The sequence below is a fragment of the Pantoea alfalfae genome (assembly GCF_019880205.1).
GTDB classification, from domain to species: Bacteria; Pseudomonadota; Gammaproteobacteria; order Enterobacterales; family Enterobacteriaceae; genus Pantoea; species Pantoea alfalfae.
The window spans coordinates 1,489,025-1,505,559 of sequence record NZ_CP082292.1 but is presented as its reverse complement, the minus strand read 5'-3'; the positions used below and the strand labels follow the sequence as shown (position 1 = coordinate 1,505,559).

Genomic DNA, 16,535 nt, shown 5'->3' with positions numbered 1-16,535 from the left:
TAGACGCGCTTTATGCCTCGATGGACGACAGCGCCATTGCCGCCCGGCAGCACCTGGCCCGCGGTTCAGACTCCGTAGGTCAGTCCCGTATGAGTGCACTGCACAATGACCAGAAACCCGCCGATCCGCGCGAGCTGGAGATCTACCCTGGACTGTGGGCAGGCATAGGCCTGGTGCGTCCCGGACCTGGCACCGCTATCGTCGGCAGTCCGGAAACGGTCGAACGGACCCTGCGAGCCTATCAGCAGGCGGGGGTTGAGGTGTTTATCCTGTCCGGTTTCCCCTTGCTGGAGGAAGCCTATCGCTTTAGCGAACTGGTGATGCCACGACTGTCACTCACCCCGCCGGATGACGCGGCAAAGAATACCTTTACCTGGGGAAATCTATGGGATCGTCCGGTCGGAAGTGGAGATCCAGCACAATGAAAATCCGTCTGGGAAGCCATCCCAGTAATCTCTCGCTGTTTATTCTGCGCCATCGCGGAGTCATCGAACCTGCCGCCAGAGACCGGGGCTGGCAGCTGGAATGGTTCGACTATACCCTGGGCGCACGCAGCGGCGAGTGGCTGGCTGATGAACAGGTCGATGTGGTTGGCACCGGGTCAACCCCGCCGATAAGTGCGCAGGCCACCGGGCTGGACGTCGCTTATCTCGCCAGCTCGCCGCCACGTAATAACAACTGCGCGTTGCTGACATTGCAAAGCAACACTATCTCCTCGCTGCGTGGTAAACGACTGACGGGCATGCCCGGTTCTTTCACCGATCATTTTCTGGCGCGTCTGCTGCAAAAACAAAACCTGCGCCGCACCGATGTCACCCTGCTGGACCTGCAGGGGCAGGATGCCATGACTGCGTTACGCAATGGCGACATTGATGGCTGGCTGGCAATCGATCCCTGGCTGACTCGCGCGTTACAGATAAAGGATGTCGTTGCGCGCTCCACCGTCGGCGATGAAATCATTAACCGTTCACTGTTCTGGACGCGTGCCGCGTGGCAGCAACGTTACCCCGAAGTCGCAGCCTGGATCGTGAAACAGTTGCGCGTAAATGATGCCTGGATTGAGCAGCATCCGGTAGCCGCCGCGCAGATCCTTGCCGACAAGCTCAACCCAACCACCCTGCCCGATGAGTGGCTGGAAACAATACGCGGGCGTCCCTGGGGGATCACCCCTGCCAATGACGCTCTGTTAGCCGAACAGCAGCAGCAGGCTGACGATCTTTTTGCCGTGGGGTTCATCCCGATGGCTTTATCCCTGAACGCCAGGAGACAGATATGACCCGCTGGATACCCCGTACCGCTGTTGCTGCACTGATACTGTGTGCCGGGATGGCCATGGCGACTGAACCGCTCACGCTGCGCATTGGTTTTCTGCGTGGCCCCACGGACTTAGCACTGGCTAAAGAGAAAGGAACGCTGGAAAAAGCGCTGGCCGCGCATCAGGTGAACGTCGTCTGGTCGGGCCCTTTTGCGGCTGCCGCCCCGGCTTATGAAGCGTTAAATGCCGGTTCAATTGACATGACCACCGGCAGCTCCACAGCGTTTGTTACCGCCATCGCTGCGGGTTTGCCGTTGCGTTTCTTCGCTTATCAGGCCATGCCCGCTGAAGGTGAAGGGATTGTGGTGCGCAATAGCAGCGATATCCATTCATTGCAGGATCTGCGCGGCAAAAAGGTGGCGGTGAACAAAGGCGGGACCGGCGAGTATCTGCTCTCACGCGCGCTGGATCGTGCCGGAATTCCGGAGCAGGAGGTGGCCAAAGTTTATCTCAGCCCTTCCGACACCGGTACGGCATTTGTAGGGGGACATGTCGATGCCTGGGCGACCTGGGATCCCTTCCTCTCTCTGGCCAGGCAGAGTTATGACGCCCGCCAGCTGAGTACGGGTCAGCAGATTGGTTCGGAAAATGCAGCAGGTTATTTCGTCAGCGAGGCGTTTTATAAGGCGCACCCTGAAGTGCTTAACTGGGTTTATGACGTATTGCAGCAAGAGAACCACTGGGCCAAAGTCCATCCGCTTGAGGCAGGTAAGATCTGGGCTTCACAGATGGGGCAGCAGGGAAGCACACTGGCGGCACTGCTGGGCAAGGTCAACACCGTTCCTGTTACGCCGGTCGATGACGCCGCAATAACCCATATCGGGCATATAGCCGACTGGTATCAGCAACAGGGTCTGATCGCCAGCCATCCGGACACTCGCCAGCATGTCGTCACGCTGACGCCTTAAGCCCCGGTATGAGTAAAACAGAATGACGCAACCGGCTATCTCGCATATCTCGTTTCTGACACCGGGGAATTATCCTGATGACGCTCCGCTTCAGGGGCTTGAACAGACGTTACAGCTGTTCGAACGCGGTGAACAGCTGGGTTTTAATGGTGCCTGGGTACGCCAGCGACATCTGGAACATGGCGTATCGTCAGCCAGCACCTTTCTCGCGGCCGCCACGCAACGTACCCGCCAGATAGAACTGGGCAGCGCCGTAATTCAGATGGGTTATGAGAGTCCATTTCGTCTGGCTGAAGACCTGGCGACAGTGGATATTCTCGCCAGAGGACGGTTGAATGTCGGCCTGAGCGCAGGCGCGCCTAATCATCTTGAGTTAATCGGTCATTCTGTCTGGGGTGATGCCTGGCAGCAGCAGGATTTTTCTTACCAGCGCGTCCTGACTCTGCGCGATAACCTGAGTGGCCGCTTCTTCGGTGATGACAATACGGTCATTATCTCACCCGGCAATACGCAACGCCCGCGTGTTCAGCCCTTTGCAGCCGGTCTGGTCGACAGATTGTGGTACGGCGGAGGATCACTTCGCTCGGCGCGCTGGGCAGGCAGCCACGGGTTTAATCTGCTCGCGGGCAATCTCACCTCCGGTGAAGAAACGGATGATTTTTACCAGGCACAGCGGACACAAATCCAGCTGTATCGTGAAAATCTCGCGGCTGTCGGTCGGCGTGCGGCGCGCATCGCCCTGGGACGCATCATCATTCCCACCGACAGTGCGGATGCCACCACCCGCAGACATTATCAGCAGTTTGCCGCCAGCCGCCACTCGCGCACTCTGGCACCCCAGGGCTCCCGACGCACCCTGTTCTCTCAGGATATCGTGGGCAGTGCGGAGCAGATTCTCGAACGGCTGTTTCACGATCCCGTCTTACGTCTGGTGAATGAGCTGAGAATTGAACTGCCTTATGAATTGCATTATGCGGAGTACAGCCAGATTATCAGCGATTTTGCGACGCTGATTGCGCCGGAGTTGGGCTGGACAGCACTGCCGCATGTCTCACACGTTGGGCCCGAATGAAATCCACAATGACAGTCAGCGGCAAATGTCCTTACCGCGGCATTCCGTCTTAACGCGTTAAAAATAGCGCAGACGTCCGGATTCGTAACCGATCTTTTTAATGTGCCGTAACGTTGATCTGAGTCGCATTCTTATAATAAAGACAATTATTCCCAAGCTTATCCATAAATAACATAAGGACATTTCGTTATTTGTTATAGCGTTTGATTGTTAGACACCGGATCAGGGGACGATTAATTTTCAGTTTTTGTAAATGAACATTGTCATTATATTTTTGAGGGATCTCTTTTGGTCAGTTTAATAAACAAACAAAGCATGCAGTTCAGACTTAAAATAGCACTCTTCAGCAGCCTGGCAGCCTTCAGCTCTATGACGTTTGCCGACGATGCCCTTAAAGAAGGTATCACCCCGGCCACCGATTCCAGCCAGATTCCGGCAGCGGCGAAATTGCGCAAAGATACGGTGGTGGCGGGCATTTCTGAACCTCAGGGAATTTTTAACCCTTACTTTTTTGTCAACGGCTGGGATGAAAATGTCACCAACGTCATTTTTTCACGCCTGATTGACTGGGACAGCCACGGCAATCTGGTGCCGGGTCTGGCGGAAAGCTGGACGGTAAGCCCGGATAACAAAGTCTATACCATTAAGCTGCGCCCCAATCTGACGTTCAGCGACGGCTCCCCACTCACCGCCAAAGACGTCGCCTTTACCCTTACCGTCCTGTACGACCCGAAATATGATGGCGACACCGACATCACGCTCGCGAATATTGCCGGGGGCGCGGAATATAAAACAGGTAAAGCCGACAGCGTCAGTGGCCTGAAAGTGATCGATCCCCTCACGCTCCAGATCACCACCACACAACCTGGCGCAACCACACTGGCAAAAATTGGCGGGCCGGTGCTGTCGGAAGCTTATTACGGCAAAGGCTATCAGCGTGGCAATCTTGACTATCTGCGCACCCTGCATGGCAAACCGCTGGGCAATGGCCCCTATGTCTATGACAAATACATCCCCGGGCAGGAAATTCGTTTTCATGCCAATAGCCACTTTTATCGTGGCACACCGCCAACGCCTCGTTTTATTTATCGCGTCACTAACCCCTCAACCAATTTCCAGTTGTTCCAGACCGGTGAAACGGATTACGACGCCTTCACTTCACGACCGGATGATATTGAACAGCTGAAACTGCTCGGCTTTGCCAATATCAACCTCTACGGGTCCAGTGATTACAGCAAAGTCGAGTTCAACGTTCGCCGCCCGGCGTTGCAGGATGCGAAAGTGCGTCAGGCGCTGATTTACGGGCTGGATCGTCAGAAGCTAATCGATGTGGTGTACCAGGGGTATGGCAAGGTTGCTGTCGAACCTATCGCGCCTATCTCCTGGGCATATAACCCGGATGGCGTGAATCCCTACAAATACGATCCGGCACAGGCGAAAAAATTGCTTGATGAGGCGGGCTGGAAACCCGGAGCCGATGGTATTCGCGTAAAGGACGGCAAACGTCTTGAACTGACCTTACTGGCGAGCAAAAAAGTGCTGAACGACGCGCTTATCCCGATCGCCAAAGAGGACTGGCAGCAAATTGGTGTGCTGCTGAAACCTCAGGTGGTGGACTTCAATGCGCTGATGGCGCAGCGCAAAGCGGGCAATTACGACCTGGCGTCCTTTAGTACCAGCACGTTAAACGATCCGCATGACGGGGTATGGGATTACTACAGCACCGAGGCTAAGGAGTCCGGCTATAACAATCCTCAGGTGGATAAGCTGATTAATGAAGGCAATGCCGTGCTGGATGTGGCACAGCGCAAACCGATTTATCACCAGCTGTACAAAGTGCTGGCAGATGACCCACCGGTGATCCTGCTCGGCTATCGCCAGATCCTCTCCGCCAGCAGCGCCCGCGTGACCGGCTTTAAACCGGATATCTATAACGGCCTGACCGGCAGTCTGCCGGACGTCAAAATCGTTAAGTAACCTTGCCCACTGTTCAGCCGTCGGGACTTCCTGACGGCTGATATGAGAAGACCATGAGAAATTTTATCCTGAGGCGGCTGCTGAACACCCTGCCCATGCTGCTGTTTGCCTCTTTTATCATCTTTATGTTGTTTGCAAAGACACCCGGTGACTTTATTGATGGCAACGTGACGCTGACCGCCGCGCGCGCGGCTGAGCTGAAGGCGATTTACGGCCTTGATCAGCCGCTGCTCACCCGCTATCTGCACTGGCTCGGCCAGCTGGTGCGGGGTGATTTGGGTTTCTCACTGCAATACCAGATTCCTGTCACTCAGTTGCTCAATCAATACGTCTGGAATTCCTTCCTGCTCGCCAGTGTCGCACTGGTATTTTACTGGGGAATTGGCCTGGCCGCCGGTATCGCGTCGGCAATCAAACCCAACTCGTGGTTCGATCATCTGGTCAGCGTGCTGGTGTTTGCCGCAATGTCTTTTCCAACCTTTTTTCTCTGCCTGCTGTTAATCAAATGGTTTGCGGTAGATCTGCACTGGTTGCCGGTCGGCGGCATGACCAACACCGGCAGTGATGACAGCGGCTGGGCCTATATTGTCCAGGTGGCGGCCCACCTGATGCTGCCAGTGCTGGCACTGGTAATGTTGCAGGCGGGCAGCCTGACGCGCTATTTTCGCGCCAGCATGCTCGACGTCATCAAAATGGATTTCATCCGCACTGCCCGGGCAAAAGGTTTACGCGAACGCACGGTGATCATGAAACATGCATTGCGCAATGCGCTGCTGCCGATCATTACCCTGCTCGGCTTTGAGCTGCCGGGCCTGTTCTCGGGTGCTCTCATCACCGAAAAAGTCTTCAACTGGCCGGGTGCAGGACATATCCACATCGATTCGCTCGCTGCCCGTGACTATCCGGTGCTGATGGGTTTCACGCTGTTCCTGGCGGTATTAACTATCCTCGGCAATCTGCTGGCCGACGTGCTTTACGCGTGGGCTGACCCGCGTATTCGGGTGAGTTCATGATGATCAGTTCACTTTTTTCTACGCAACGCCGCCTGCGCAAAGCGGTGATCCCGGCGCTTGCCCAGGCCACGCCCTCACCGTGGCGTCAGGCGTGGCAGGCATTACGGCGCAATCCGCTGGCGATGGTGTGCCTGGTTTTACTGATTGTCATGGCGATCTGGTGCGTGCTGGGGCCGATCTGGTCGCCGTGGCAGGATGACGCCACGGATGCCCTGATGATCAATAAACCGCCAGGGGCACAGCACTGGCTGGGAACCGATTTTCTGGGGCGGGACGTCTACACCCGTTTGCTCCTTGCCGGGCGCATTTCGCTGACCATTGGCCTGCTGACGATGTTGCTGTCGGTGGCGCTGGGTTATCTGCTCGGTGCCGTGTCGGGCTACGCGGGTGGCCTGACCGACAAGCTGATTATGCGTCTGGCCGATCTGGTCATGACCATTCCCAGCCTGCCGCTGCTGATTGTCGCCGGCGCCATGCTGTCGGAACTCGATTTCTCAGCGGATGCGCGCATCTATATGGTGGTCATCATGCTGAGCCTGCTGGAGTGGCCTAAACTGGCGCGGCTGGTGCGCGGGCAAATCCTTTCGCTGCGCGAGCGTGATTTTATGCTGGCAACGCAGGTACTGGGCCTGTCATCACGTCGCCGCCTGTTTGGTCATCTGCTGCCCAATACCATCCCGATTCTGGTGGTCATGGCGACGATGGCTGTGGCGAACGCCATTCTGAGCGAGTCGGCGCTGAGCTATCTCGGTCTTGGCGTCGTCCCGCCGACCCCCTCCTGGGGCAATATGATGGATGCCGCCAATAGCCTGATCGACTTTCAACGTCGCCCGTGGCTGTGGATGCCACCAGGCATCGCCATCTTTATCACCGTGGTTGCCATTAACGTACTGGGCGACGGCTTGCGTGATGCGCTCGATCCCCGCATGAAACGGAGCCAGAAATGAGCCAGCCACTGATCACCTTCGAACAGTTATCCGTCTCCTTTGCCGTCGAACAGGGGCGTGTGCAGGCCGTGCAGGAGGTCTCCTTTACTATTCATGCCGGACAGACCCTGGGTATTGTCGGCGAATCCGGCTGTGGCAAAAGCGTTACCGCCATGTCGTTGATGGGACTGTTGCCGCCTCAGGCCGCGCGTATTGACGGCGGAGCCATCCGCTTCCAGGGGCAGGATCTGCTTACACTCAATCCCGCCAGGATGGCCGACCTGCGAGGCAACCAGCTGGCGATGATTTTTCAGGAACCGATGAGCGCCCTGAATCCGGTGCTGACCATTGGCGAGCAGCTGTGTGAGCCATTGATTCGCCATCGGGGGGAATCACCTAAAGCCGCCTGGCAGCAGGCGATCGCGCTGATTAGCCGCGTCGGACTGGCGCGCGCGGAGAGTCTGATGACCAGCTACCCGCACCAGCTTTCCGGCGGCATGCTACAACGCATCATGATTGCGATGGCACTCAGCTGCCAGCCGAAACTGCTGATTGCCGACGAGCCAACCACGGCGCTGGACGTCACCGTTCAGGCCCAGATTCTGCGTCTGCTGCGCGATCAGGCCCGTGCCAGCCAGATGGCGCTGATGCTGATCACCCACGATTTGGGCGTCATTGCCCGGATGGCGGAGCAGGTAGTCGTGATGTATGCCGGGCGGGTTGTTGAATACGGCCCCACCGCAGAGGTACTGCGTAATCCGCTGCATCCCTATACCCAGGGCTTGATCGCCTCCCGACCGGTTCCCGGCGAGCGGCGACGTCGGCTCTACTCCATCCCCGGCCAGGTGCCGGACCTTGCCGCGCTGCCCGCATTCTGCGCTTTTTTTGACCGCTGCGAACGCGCCAGCGAAATTTGCCGGACAGGCATACCGCCGCTGGTGGGTACAACGCGGCAGGCCGCCTGTTTTCACAGTGAAAAAGTGGAATCTTTCGCATGAGTTCTGAATACATCATTGAAGTGGACGCGCTGAAGAAGCACTTCCCGATACGCGACGGCCTGTTTGGTCAGGAAACCGGGCAGCTTCGTGCCGTTGACGGTGTCAGCTTTCGCATCCGTCCGGGCACCATCTTCGGTCTGGTGGGCGAATCCGGTAGCGGCAAAACCACCGTAGGCCGCACACTGCTGGGCTTATATGATAAAACCGCTGGCACGATTAAGTATCGGGGACAGGACCTGTCGACGCTGACGGCGCGGGAAATGCAGGCGCTGCGTCCCAAAATCCAGCTGGTGTTTCAGGATCCCTACAGCTCTCTCAATCCGCGTATGCGTATCGGCGATGCGATTGGTGAGGCGTTACTGGCACACAAACTCTGCACCCGAGCGGAGTTGTACGACAGGGTAATCGCGGTAATGAAGATTTGCGGGCTGGCTCCGCAGCATTATCCGCGTTTCCCGCATGAATTCTCGGGGGGACAACGCCAGCGCATTGGCATTGCCCGGGCACTGATTCTCAATCCGGACTTTATTATCGCCGATGAGCCCATTTCAGCGCTGGATGTCTCCATTCAGGCACAGATCATCAACCTGTTTTCCGATCTGCGCGATGACCTCGGCGTCACCTTCCTGTTTATTTCGCATGACCTCGGCGTGGTGGAACATCTTTGCGATGACGTGGCGGTAATGTATCTCGGGCAACTGGTGGAGACCGCCAGCCGCGACACCCTGTTCAGTCAGCCGCTGCATCCTTACACGCAGGCGCTACTGGCCGCCGTACCGACGCTCGACCCACAACATGAACCCATCGCGGTGATTAAGGGGGAGATTCCGGATCCGTCACACCCGCCATCCGGCTGCCGCTTCTCGTCACGCTGCCCGCTGGCGGAAACGCAGTGCCGCGAGGCAGTACCGGAATTACGTGAAGCGTCGCCAGGGCACCATGTAGCGTGTCATTTGGTCCAGCAAAACAGAGTGGGAGTTTCACCAGACAGAGCAACCAGATTTGTGAAACCCGCAACTATTAGTGGTCATCAGGGCGGTCCTGACAGAGATATCATTCAGGTTTAGCGTGATGAGTAGTCAGTTACTGGCAAAGACGTGCCCGGTCAGATGAGCCAGATTCGTAAACCCGCTCAGGGAAACCTGAGCGGGTTTTTTGTTGGGTATTATTTCACTTCTCTTATCCCGTCCGGGCAGCGCTCAGGACTCTCTGGCTGGCACCACCCTGTTTTTCTGGCGAATGCCAATAAGGTATAAAGCACATCCCAGCAGGGCAAACAGAATCAGTAAATAGAAGATGGCGGATGGCGGGATAAGATGGCTGTTGAGCAGGTAGCCGAAAAGAATAGCGTTGGCTCCGCCGCCTGACATCGCAATATTCTGCACACCGAAGTAGGCCCCTTTCATATCATCACGGGCAATAGAATCGATAAAAAGAAACTCCGACGGAACAAGAATGACCTCGCCTAACGAGAAGAGTATGGTGGCGATAATCCAGAACAGGGTCAGTTCAGAGACATGGTAGAAATATAATCCCATCACCAGTAATCCGGTTCCGGCCATCACACTGAGCACCCTATTTTTCTGGGTGATCCTTTTGCCAATAACGTACTGCAACAGAATGACCGTTGCTGCGTTGATACTGACAATCAACGTAATCAACCTCAGTGCTTCTGACTCGCTGACCACATATCCCAGATACTGCGATAAATACGTCGCAAAACGGCCATAGACCAGCGCGCTGAACAACCCCCCAAGGGTAAAAAGCTGCAACCGATAATCGCTGATTAATACGCTGAACGTCTGCTTCAGGCTGGTTTTCGGCCCGTTAACGGGAGAGTTTACCTGCAGATGAGCATCGTAACGTCGGTAGTACAGGCTGAGTATGCAGAGTGAAATAAAACTTAATCCTGCGGACAACCACATCGGCGCATGTACGGCATAGTGACTGGCGAGAATACCGAGAATCGGCGCACTGCAAAAAGCGATATTAATCAGGGTATAGGTAACCGAAAAGGCAGCACCTCGTTGGTCAGCAGGCAACAAGCCTGACAGAAGCGATTTTACTGCGAGGTGCATGGTGGTAAAAGCGACCTCAATCATGATCAATAAAATAAAAACCTGAATGAAGTGTTGGACGTGTGTTAATAAGTCATAGACAACAACCGAGAGGAGAATCGCCAGAAAAAGGGACCGCAGAGGGGTGAAGCGATCAATTAACACGCCACACCAGACACCCGCCACCGTCGCTATCACCAGACTGCCTCCCAGCGCATAGCCTGTCATCAGCGGATTAAACTGCAGTGTCTGTGAAAGGTAGATGGGAAAGAACGTGAAAGTGAGTGCTCTGCTGAAATGTAAGATGAAATCGAGCGTAAAAAGGGGCCATAAAAAAGAGAATCTGATCATCATAGCCAGTCCGTCAGTCAGAATAATAAAATGACTTTATCTGGTGACAGAGCGCATCCGAAATGCCAATTAAGCAATAACATTTATGTTTTAAGCGTCATCGCTGAAGAGGTAATTGAGCTTTAATACCCGACAGGAACAGATTTTCTGAACATGCCTTTACTCCCCTGAGGCTTTCAGACACGCAAAAAAAACCCGCTGACATCAGCGGGTTTCTGGTTTTTACAACGTCAACAGCAATCAGATATCAAACCGATCCAGATTCATCACTTTTGTCCAGGCGGCGACAAAATCTTTGACGAATTTTTCACGGGCATCGCTGCTGGCATAGACTTCTGCCGAGGCGCGTAACACCGCGTTGGAACCAAACACCAGATCGGCGCGGGTAGCGGTGAAACGGGTTTCACCACTGACGCGATCGCGTCCGATGAATTTCTCATTGCTGCCATCAGTCGCTTTCCACTCGGTACGCATATCCAGCAGATTCACGAAGAAGTCTGTATTCAGCGATCCTACATGGTGCGTGAAGATACCGTGCTGGCTGCCATCGAAGTTAGTGCCAAGCGCACGCATCCCGCCCACCAGCACCGTCAACTCTGGCACGGTCAGGGTCAGCTGCTGTGCCTTGTCGATCAGCAGGCTTTCGGTGGTGGTTTTGCCGAAGCCGGTGCCGAAGTTACGGAAACCATCCGCACGCGGTTTAAGCAGATCGAATGACTCGATGTCGGTCTGATCCTGACGCGCATCGACACGGCCCGGGGTAAAGGGCACGTCGATCGAGACGCCAGCCGCTTTCGCCGCCTGCTCAACACCAACCACACCCGCCAGAACGATGACATCCGCCAGTGAAGCCTTGTGGGCTTCGCGCTGAATCGCTTCCAGCGCAGGCAGAACACGTGCTGCGACGGCATTGACGTCCCACTCACGCTGCGGCAGCAACGCCAGTCGGGCACCGTTGGCACCACCGCGCTTGTCGCCACCACGGAACGTCGATGCCGAAGCCCAGGCAACGGAAACCAGCTCGCTGACGCTGAGGCCGGATGCGGCAATCTTCTCTTTCAGCTGGGCGATATCGGCCACAGTTGGGTGATAAACCGGTGCAGGCAGCGGATCCTGCCAGATCAGATCTTCCTGTGGCACTTCAGGTCCGATGTAGCGCGCTTTTGGCCCCATATCACGGTGGGTCAGCTTAAACCACGCACGGGCAAAGGCTTCGTTGAACGCCTGCGGATCGTTGTGGAAACGACGCGAAATTTTTTCAAACTCCGGGTCAAAACGCAGCGTCAGGTCAGTGACCAGCATGGTCGGTTTGTGTTTCTTAGTAGAATCAAACGCATCCGGGATGATATCTGGCGCATCAGCCGCTACAAACTGGATGGCTCCCGCGGGGCTGCGCGTCTGAACCCACTCATATTTGAACAGGTTCTCGAAGAAGTAGTTGCTCCACTGGGTCGGTGTCTGCGACCAGATCACTTCCAGGCCAGAGGTAATCGCATCTGCGCCGACGCCCGTACCGTGGCTGTTGACCCAGCCCAGACCCTGCGCTTCAATCGGTGCGGTTTCCGGATCGACGCCCACGTGGCTGGCCGGTGCGGCACCGTGGGTTTTACCCAGGGTATGGCCACCGGCAATCAGTGCCACGATCTCTTCGTCGTTCATGCCCATGTTGCCAAAGGTGGCGCGAATCGCCGGGGCCGCAGAGGCAGGATCGCCGCTGTGTTCCGGACCTTCCGGGTTGACGTAGATCAGACCCATTTCGGTGGCACCCAGAGGCGACTGTGCCAGGGATTCCGGGTGACGGTGTTCCAGCCAGGCGGCTTCTTCGCCCCAGTTCACATCCATATCCGGTTCCCAGACATCTTCGCGTCCGGCACCAAAGCCGAAGGTACGGAAGCCGGAGTTTTCCAGCGCAACGTTACCCGCCAGGATGTAGAGGTCAGCCCAGGAGATTTTCTGGCCATATTTCTGTTTAATCGGCCACAGCAGGCGGCGCGCTTTATCCAGACTGACGTTGTCCGGCCAGGAGTTTAAGGGGGCGAAACGTTGCTGACCACGGCCTGAACCACCGCGTCCGTCTACGGAGCGATAGGTTCCGGCGCTGTGCCAGGCCATGCGAATAAACAGGCCGATATAGCTGCCCCAGTCAGCGGGCCACCAGGCCTGTGACTCGGTGAGCAGCCCTTTAATGTCAGCTTTCAGCGCAGAGTAATCTAATCTGGCAAATTCTTTACGGTAGTCGAAGGATGCATCAAGCGGATTCGAACGGGATGAGTGCTGGTTCAGCAGGTCAACGCGGAGCTGGTTAGGCCACCAGTCACGGTTAGTTGTTCCGCCACCCGGCGCCTGATTTGGCTGCGCTGGCTTGCCTGCATGAAAAGGGCATTTGCTTTCAGGCGCTTCGCGATCGGCTTCAACAATAGGCTTTGCATCTTTTGCATCTTCATCAATGGAATTGCTCATGGTCACACCTCTTTTTGTATTTTCATCGCTACTCTATAGAGGATCTTCAGGAACTCACACCTGTCTCATCCTATAAGATTGATAGCTTATCCCTTTGAATAAGGTTTATTTCAACAGCTTCCAGCAATGTCGCAACGGATGTTACTACCCGGAATCATCAACGAAGCGGCACCGACCTGCATCAGACTATTCCGACACAACCGGTTGCACAACCGTCTTATTCAATGCTGGCAGAACAACGGCCTGACCAGATTTAGCCGCGGTCGCTGGCTAAACCGGTGTAGTTGATGGAATGGACGGAACACACGCCAGACAAGAGCGGCAGAAAGACGAAAAGAGAAAATGATTAAAAAACGTTAACGATCGCAGAGGTGAATGACAGGTAATACAGGTTTATGGAGAAACAACTGAGCGCCCGCTTGCGCGGGCGCTCGGGTAGTGACTTAACGCCAGCCGAGTTCCGGGGCAACATACTTCAGAATTGCCTCAATCACATGGGCGTTGTAGGCGACACCAAGCTGGTTAGGCACGGTCAACAGCAGCGTATCCGCTTCAGCAATCGCCTCATCCTGCGCCAGCTGCTTAATCAGTACTTCAGGCTCTGCGGCGTAGCTGCGGCCAAAGATGGCACGGGTTTTCTCATCCAGGAAACCAACGGAATCCTGAGCGTTACCGCTGCGGCCAAAGTAGGCGCGGTCCATATCATTCACCAGCGCAAAGATGCTGCGACTGACGGAAACGCGTGGCGCATGCTGATGCCCCGCCGCTTTCCAGGCCTCGCGGTAGGCGCGGATCTGTTTCGCCTGCTGAATGTGGAATGGCTCGCCGGTTTCATCATCTTTCAGGGTTGAACTTTGCAGGTTCATGCCCATTTTTGCTGCCCATTCTGCGGTGGCATTGGAACCGGAGCCCCACCAGATGCGATCACGCAGCCCTTCCGAAAGCGGCTCTGGTCGCAGCAGGCCCGGCGGGTTCGGGAACATTGGCTGTGGATTCGGCTTTGCAAAGCCTTCGCCGCGCAGCACGTCCAGGAACTCTTCGGTGTGACGACGGCCCATATCCGCATCGCTTTCACCCGCTTTCGGTTCAAAACCAAAGTAGCGCCAGCCATCGATCACCTGCTCAGGTGAACCGCGGCTCAGGCCCAGCTGCAGACGCCCGTTGGAGATGAGGTCTGCCGCGCTGGCATCTTCCACCATGTAAAGCGGGTTTTCGTAACGCATGTCAATAACACCGGTACCGATCTCAATTTTGCGGGTCCGCGCTGCCACGGCAGCCAGCAGCGGAAACGGCGAGCTGAGCTGACGGGCAAAATGGTGGACACGGAAGTAAGCGCCATCTGCGCCCAGCTCCTCAGCAGCGACCGCTAAGTCGATCGATTGCAGTAACACATCCTGCGCGGTGCGGGTGGCGGACTGCGACGAAGGCGTCCAGTGACCAAAGGATAAGAAGCCGATATTTTTCATCTGTATTTCTCCTGACAGGCGGTAAGCGCCTGTGGGCTATAGGCGATTTTTGATAAGGAAAGGTTACGCCCTCCACGCGGCGACTGATAGTGAATATCTTTAAGCGCCATATTCAGGAATTTCGACATAGCTAAGCAGATTATCCACTTTGTCTTTGTTCGTCCTTTCTTTCACTCTCCAGACTCTTGCTTCCGCTGTCAGGTGAATGATGCACAACGGCTATCTCTCTTTACAGCAGCGCGCCTGGCTGAAACAACGCGCGCGCAGCTGGCTCTGGCGCAGCGAACTGCCGACCTGGCTGCTGATGGGCGTGATTTACGGCGGCTGGTTCCCGGTGATGCTTAACTGGCAGACGCTGGGACGACTGCCCGCTACCCTGCTGCTGATCGTCTTTACCACCTGGTATATGTCACTGCAGCACGAGCTGATCCATGGCCATCCCACGCGCTGGCCGAGAATGAACCAGCTGTTCGGCACCCTGCCGCTGGCGGTCTGGTATCCCTATGGTCTGTATCGCGACTCTCATCTGGCCCATCATCGCAATCACACCCTGACCGAGCCAGATGAGGACCCGGAAACCTACTATTTCTCCGCTGCACGCTGGGCGCAGTTGCCGCGCTGGCAGCAGCGGCTGATTCATCTGCGAAACACGTTTCCGGGACGGTTGCTGCTCGGCCCGCTACTGGATATCGCGTCGACCGTTGGCGGGATGTGGCAGGCGTTGCGACGTGGCGATCGCTCTGCGACGGGCATGTGGCTGCTGCATGGCGCGCTGCTGGCTCTGCTGTTTTACTGGATGGCGGAGCTCGGGTTTTCGCCGCTGTGGTATCTGCTGGCGGTAAGTTATCCGGCGCTGGCGCTGACCAAAATACGATCCTTTTATGAACATCGTGCAGCGGAAGACCCGCTGGCACGTTCGGTGAATAATGAAGCGGCCTGGCCCTGGCGCATACTGTTTCTGAATCTGAACTACCATTCAGTGCATCACGATCTGCCTGGCGTTCCGTGGTATGGCCTGCGCCCGCTCTATCTGCGCGACCGCGAGCAATACTATCAGCGCAACCACGGTTTTCGGGTGGCGGGCTACCGGGTCTGGCTGCGTCAGTTCTGGGCCAGACCGGTCGGGGTCAATGCCCATCCGGGCCGCTCAGGGGAGAAAACCCATGAATAATCTGCTCGCTTTGCCCATGTATGCGCTCCATCCGCCTGCCACGCGGGCATTGATGCAGGCTGTGGTTACGCTGCTGGCGCAGCATGACACAGAGGCACAGCCGGTCTGGCCTGACGATCTGCTGGTCCACTGGCGGGATGACCGGTTGCTGCTGAGTCAGACCTGCGGCTATCCGCTGGTCAGCCAGTTACCGGCGGTTCAGTTGGTCGGCACCTTTCACTATCAGGCTGCGGGCTGCAGCGGGCGCGATTATCGCAGCTGGCTGGTGGCGCGGGATAAACAGGCGACGCTGGCCGATTTCAACGGTCAGCGGGCCGTGGCTAACAGCCCGGACTCGCAATCCGGCTATAACGCGCTGCGGTTTGTGGCGGCGCGTCAGGGCGTGACCTTTTCACAGCTGCTGCTGAGCGGCGGACACCGTCAGTCGCTGGCAGCGCTGCGTGATTCGCAGGCAGATATCGCTGCTATCGACTGTGTGAGTTGGGCGCTGCTGGCGCGCTATGCGCCGGATGAACTGCGCGGCCTGCATATCATCGGTGAGACACCCGCCGCACCCGGATTGCCGCTGATTACGGCCGCCTCAACGTCAGCCGCCCGGCTGGAGACGTTGCGTACAGCGCTGCATCAGCTGGTAAACGATCCCGCCTTTCGCAGCGTCTGCGACGACAATCTCATCAGTGGATTCAGCCCGGTGCAGCGAGACGATTATCAGGACGTGCTGGCGTGGGAACAGCAGGCTGCCGAGCTGGGCGTCACCCGGCTTTAACGCCGCACGCTAATTCGCCCTGCTGACCGGGAAAATCTGATTTTTCTGCATTCTC

14 protein-coding genes are annotated in these 16,535 nt (G+C 56.4%); 11 read left to right on the top strand and 3 right to left on the bottom strand.

Annotation, left to right across the window (positions count from 1 at the left end; genetic code table 11):
* The first annotated feature begins 20 nt into the window (after positions 1-20).
* From K6R05_RS22080 to K6R05_RS06940, 9 genes are all read left to right on the top strand, one after another.
* Complete coding sequence (locus K6R05_RS22080; protein WP_262390900.1) at positions 21-425, top strand: LLM class oxidoreductase; 405 nt, start codon at positions 21-23, stop codon at positions 423-425.
* A complete protein-coding gene (locus K6R05_RS06975; protein WP_222925275.1) occupies positions 422-1,276 on the top strand; it encodes an ABC transporter substrate-binding protein in 855 nt (284 codons plus the stop codon). Before K6R05_RS22080 ends, K6R05_RS06975 begins: the two co-directional genes overlap by 4 nt.
* On the top strand, positions 1,273-2,223 hold the full coding sequence (locus tag K6R05_RS06970; protein ID WP_222925274.1) for an aliphatic sulfonate ABC transporter substrate-binding protein: 951 nt from the start codon (positions 1,273-1,275) through the stop codon (positions 2,221-2,223). The genes K6R05_RS06975 and K6R05_RS06970 overlap by 4 nt, the downstream gene beginning before the upstream one ends.
* 22 nt (positions 2,224-2,245) lie before the next feature.
* The gene (locus K6R05_RS06965) at positions 2,246-3,295 is read left to right on the top strand and encodes an LLM class flavin-dependent oxidoreductase (RefSeq protein WP_222925273.1); all 1,050 of its coding nucleotides are present in this window, start codon (positions 2,246-2,248) and stop codon (positions 3,293-3,295) included.
* 315 nt (positions 3,296-3,610) lie between these two features.
* Positions 3,611-5,272, top strand: a complete 1,662-nt coding sequence (locus K6R05_RS06960) for an ABC transporter substrate-binding protein (protein ID WP_222925272.1) — start codon at positions 3,611-3,613, stop codon at positions 5,270-5,272.
* 53 nt (positions 5,273-5,325) lie between these two features.
* Positions 5,326-6,285 (top strand): ABC transporter permease, encoded by a 960-nt coding sequence (locus K6R05_RS06955; protein ID WP_161734393.1) that lies wholly within the window; start codon positions 5,326-5,328, stop codon positions 6,283-6,285.
* Positions 6,285-7,232, top strand: a complete 948-nt coding sequence (gene opp4C / locus K6R05_RS06950) for an oligopeptide ABC transporter permease (protein ID WP_167493445.1) — start codon at positions 6,285-6,287, stop codon at positions 7,230-7,232. The genes K6R05_RS06955 and opp4C overlap by 1 nt, the downstream gene beginning before the upstream one ends.
* Positions 7,229-8,209 (top strand): ABC transporter ATP-binding protein, encoded by a 981-nt coding sequence (locus K6R05_RS06945; protein ID WP_222925271.1) that lies wholly within the window; start codon positions 7,229-7,231, stop codon positions 8,207-8,209. The genes opp4C and K6R05_RS06945 overlap by 4 nt, the downstream gene beginning before the upstream one ends.
* On the top strand, positions 8,206-9,276 hold the full coding sequence (locus K6R05_RS06940) for an ABC transporter ATP-binding protein (RefSeq protein WP_222925270.1): 1,071 nt from the start codon (positions 8,206-8,208) through the stop codon (positions 9,274-9,276). Before K6R05_RS06945 ends, K6R05_RS06940 begins: the two co-directional genes overlap by 4 nt.
* A 132-nt stretch (positions 9,277-9,408) precedes the next feature.
* Here K6R05_RS06940 and K6R05_RS06935 read toward each other — a convergent pair whose 3' ends face one another.
* The 3 genes from K6R05_RS06935 to K6R05_RS06925 form a co-directional block, all read right to left on the bottom strand.
* The gene (locus tag K6R05_RS06935) at positions 9,409-10,617 is read right to left on the bottom strand and encodes an MFS transporter (protein ID WP_262390916.1); all 1,209 of its coding nucleotides are present in this window, start codon (positions 10,615-10,617) and stop codon (positions 9,409-9,411) included.
* A 240-nt stretch (positions 10,618-10,857) separates the two neighbouring features.
* Positions 10,858-13,077 carry a catalase/peroxidase HPI gene (gene katG, locus K6R05_RS06930; RefSeq protein ID WP_253419239.1) on the bottom strand — a complete coding sequence of 740 codons (2,220 nt, stop codon included), beginning with the start codon at positions 13,075-13,077 and terminating at the stop codon, positions 10,858-10,860.
* Positions 13,078-13,520: 443 nt separating this feature from the next.
* Positions 13,521-14,543: an LLM class flavin-dependent oxidoreductase gene (locus tag K6R05_RS06925; RefSeq protein WP_222925268.1), complete on the bottom strand. Its 1,023-nt coding sequence runs from the start codon at positions 14,541-14,543 to the stop codon at positions 13,521-13,523.
* Between the two features lie 208 nt (positions 14,544-14,751).
* On the opposite strand from K6R05_RS06925, the gene K6R05_RS06920 reads away from it, so the two are divergent.
* Together K6R05_RS06920 and K6R05_RS06915 are read left to right on the top strand one after the other, a co-directional pair.
* On the top strand, positions 14,752-15,714 hold the full coding sequence (locus tag K6R05_RS06920) for a fatty acid desaturase (protein ID WP_222925467.1): 963 nt from the start codon (positions 14,752-14,754) through the stop codon (positions 15,712-15,714).
* On the top strand, positions 15,707-16,480 hold the full coding sequence (locus K6R05_RS06915) for a phosphate/phosphite/phosphonate ABC transporter substrate-binding protein (RefSeq protein WP_222925267.1): 774 nt from the start codon (positions 15,707-15,709) through the stop codon (positions 16,478-16,480). Before K6R05_RS06920 ends, K6R05_RS06915 begins: the two co-directional genes overlap by 8 nt.
* Positions 16,481-16,535: the final 55 nt, after the last annotated feature.

Excerpts from the sequence above, each read along its gene's own strand:
- K6R05_RS22080 (WP_262390900.1), top strand. The coding sequence starts at position 21 with ATGGACGACAGCGCCATTGCCGCCCGGCAGCACCTGGCCCGCGGTTCA.
- K6R05_RS06975 (WP_222925275.1), top strand. The coding sequence starts at position 422 with ATGAAAATCCGTCTGGGAAGCCATCCCAGTAATCTCTCGCTGTTTATT.
- K6R05_RS06970 (WP_222925274.1), top strand. The coding sequence starts at position 1,273 with ATGACCCGCTGGATACCCCGTACCGCTGTTGCTGCACTGATACTGTGT.
- K6R05_RS06965 (WP_222925273.1), top strand. The coding sequence starts at position 2,246 with ATGACGCAACCGGCTATCTCGCATATCTCGTTTCTGACACCGGGGAAT.
- K6R05_RS06960 (WP_222925272.1), top strand. The coding sequence starts at position 3,611 with ATGCAGTTCAGACTTAAAATAGCACTCTTCAGCAGCCTGGCAGCCTTC.
- K6R05_RS06955 (WP_161734393.1), top strand. The coding sequence starts at position 5,326 with ATGAGAAATTTTATCCTGAGGCGGCTGCTGAACACCCTGCCCATGCTG.
- opp4C (WP_167493445.1), top strand. The coding sequence starts at position 6,285 with ATGATCAGTTCACTTTTTTCTACGCAACGCCGCCTGCGCAAAGCGGTG.
- K6R05_RS06945 (WP_222925271.1), top strand. The coding sequence starts at position 7,229 with ATGAGCCAGCCACTGATCACCTTCGAACAGTTATCCGTCTCCTTTGCC.
- K6R05_RS06940 (WP_222925270.1), top strand. The coding sequence starts at position 8,206 with ATGAGTTCTGAATACATCATTGAAGTGGACGCGCTGAAGAAGCACTTC.
- K6R05_RS06935 (WP_262390916.1), bottom strand. The coding sequence starts at position 10,617 with ATGATCAGATTCTCTTTTTTATGGCCCCTTTTTACGCTCGATTTCATC.
- katG (WP_253419239.1), bottom strand. The coding sequence starts at position 13,077 with ATGAGCAATTCCATTGATGAAGATGCAAAAGATGCAAAGCCTATTGTT.
- K6R05_RS06925 (WP_222925268.1), bottom strand. The coding sequence starts at position 14,543 with ATGAAAAATATCGGCTTCTTATCCTTTGGTCACTGGACGCCTTCGTCG.
- K6R05_RS06920 (WP_222925467.1), top strand. The coding sequence starts at position 14,752 with ATGCACAACGGCTATCTCTCTTTACAGCAGCGCGCCTGGCTGAAACAA.
- K6R05_RS06915 (WP_222925267.1), top strand. The coding sequence starts at position 15,707 with ATGAATAATCTGCTCGCTTTGCCCATGTATGCGCTCCATCCGCCTGCC.